The following is a 2282-nucleotide window of genomic DNA, read 5'->3' on the forward strand; positions in this document are numbered from 1 at the left end:
GGCGTGGATGGGGCGGGGCGGGGCGGACGGGGGCTCAGGTGCGCGGCGGGCGGAACGTCCGGGCGGCCCAGCTGTGCAGGTGGGGGGCCTCGGCGGCGAGCTCCCGGTGCGCGGCGGCGGCCGCGCCGAGCAGGGTGTCGGCCAGTTGCGGGCCGACCGTGGCGCGCCGCCAGAGCAGCACGTACCGCAGCCACAGCGGCGCGCCCAGCAGCGGCTTGACCGCGACGCCCGGCACCGGCGCGGTGCTGCCCGGCACCAGCGCCGCACCCAGCCCCGCGGCCACCAGGTCGAGCACCTCCCGCCGCCCGTACGGGAGTTCGCGCACCTCGGCGGGGGCGAACGCGCCCGCCTCGCCGACCGTCCGGAGCAGTCCGGCCCAGGGTCCGCCGTCGGCGGCGGGCAGCAGCCAGCGCTCGCCGGCCAGGTCGGCGAGCGCGGGCTCGGCGTGGTGGCGCAGCGGGTGGGCGGCGGGCAGGGCGACGAAGACCGGCTCGGTGGCGACGGCGCGGGCCGCCAGGGCCGGCGTCGCGCGCAGGCCCGAGCCGGGGTGGTCGAGCAGCAGCGCCAGGTCGAAGGGCCGCTCGGGGTCGTCGGGCGGGGTCAGCGCGAAGCGCAGTTCGGGGCGCAACTGCCGGGCCCGGGCCAGGGTGCCGGGGGTGAGGGCCGGGCAGCCGACGGCCAGCCGCAGTTCGCGGTGCGGGCGTTCGCCGTCCGGGGCGGCGGCCTGGCCGAGCCGGTCGACCCGGGCGAGCACCTCGCGGGCGGCGGCCAGCACCTCGGCCCCGAACGTGGTGGGCACCACTCCGGCGGCCGTCCGGTCGAACACCACCGCGCCCAAGTACCGTTCGATCCGCCGCAGTTGGGTGCTGGTCGCGGGCTGGGAGGCGCCGATCGCCGCCGCGGCCCGCCCCACGCTGCCGCTGTCGGCGATCGCGCAGAGCACCCGCAGGTGTCGCAGTTCCAGGTCCACGGCCGGCCCTCCTCGCGTGCGGGCGGCCCCGCCCCGGCGGTGGCGGCCGCGGCGATGGCATCGAGCCTATGAAATGTCACACGCAACATGTCAGATGATTTCGCTCACCTTCGCTTCCCGGGAGTGCCGCGTCAACCCCCTGGACGGCGGGACGTGCTCCGGGTGCGCGGAGCTCAGCCGGCCGGGGCGCCCGGCAACGGGACCTCCTGGTACCACTCGGTGCCTGCCATCCGGACCCGGTCCGCCGGGGCGGCGGCCGCCAGCCGGCCCGGAAGGGCGCCGCGCGCCACCTCCGAGCGGTGCGCGAACACCGCCGCCAACTTCCGCTCCAGCCACGGCGAGACGTCCAGCGCCGTCACCTCCTCGTCCGGCACGGTGTACGCCGTCCGCCCGGGACGCAGCAGCAGCGGCCCCAGCGCGCGGGCGGCGGAGTGCGGATGGGTGGCGCACAGCAGGCGCCGCACCCGCCAGGGCCCGCCCAGCTCCGGGAACCGGCCGGGCAGCGCGGCGGCCCGGACGGCGAGCAGCGCCACCCGGTGCGTCCGCCGGTGGTCCGGGTGCCCGGTCATCCCGCCGTGCCCGTCGTGCGTCACCACCCAGTCCGGCCGGAACTCCCGCAGATGGCCCACCAGTTGCCGCACCACCCGCTCCACCGGCACGTCCAGCAGCCGGGCCGCGCCCGGCGCCGACTCCGGCACCTTCGCGTCCGCGTGCCCCAGCAGCCGCGGCGCCCCCGCCCCCAACTCGGCCAGCGCCCGGGCCAGTTCCGGCACCCGGTGGGTCCCCTCCGCCCAGGTCGCGGTCACCACCCCGGTCCGCGCCCCCGCCGCCGCCTGCCGCGCCAGCAGCCCGCCCGCCGCCAACGACTCGTCGTCCGGGTGCCCGAACACCCCCAGCACGCCGGCCGGTTCCATCCCGCCACCACCTCTCCCCTCGCCGGTCGGCCCGCCCCGCCCAACCCGGGGCGGTGGGAGCCGCCTCGTCGATCCTCGGACGGTTCGACCTCTGCGCGGACCGGGGGGATCCCCCCGACCCGGACAACGGTTACTCCTACCCGGCCGGCGGGCGGTTCCATCCGTTCGGGGATCCGTCCCGCTACCGGCCGGTGCTCCCGCCGAGCGCGGCCGGGGCGCCGCGGCCGTCCGGCGGCGGGCAGGGGCAGAGCGGGGTGAAGGCGGCGGTGGCGGCCGCGGTGAGGTCGGCGGCGACGGTGGGGGGCGGGTCGCCGGCCAGGATGCGGCGGCGCAGTTCGCGCAGGGTGGCGCGGTGCAGGCCGGCCAGGGCGCCGGCCAGCAGGGGGGCGGTGGGGGAG

General features: G+C 79.4%; 2 protein-coding genes and 1 pseudogene. All 3 read right to left on the reverse strand.

The window, feature by feature from the left end; translation table 11 throughout:
- Nucleotides 1-34: 34 nt before the first annotated feature.
- Nucleotides 35-970, reverse strand: a complete 936-nt coding sequence (locus IH44_RS0139695) for a LysR family transcriptional regulator (RefSeq protein ID WP_030464719.1) — start codon at nucleotides 968-970, stop codon at nucleotides 35-37.
- A 173-nt stretch (nucleotides 971-1143) separates the two neighbouring features.
- On the reverse strand, nucleotides 1144-1884 hold the full coding sequence (locus tag IH44_RS0139700; protein WP_030464720.1) for a PIG-L deacetylase family protein: 741 nt from the start codon (nucleotides 1882-1884) through the stop codon (nucleotides 1144-1146).
- A gap of 181 nt (nucleotides 1885-2065) precedes the next feature.
- A pseudogene (locus IH44_RS0139705) lies at nucleotides 2066-2282 on the reverse strand (hypothetical protein); the annotation flags it as partial.

The sequence above is a fragment of the Kitasatospora sp. NRRL B-11411 genome (genome assembly GCF_000721345.1).
Classification (GTDB): domain Bacteria; phylum Actinomycetota; class Actinomycetes; order Streptomycetales; family Streptomycetaceae; genus Kitasatospora; species Kitasatospora cineracea.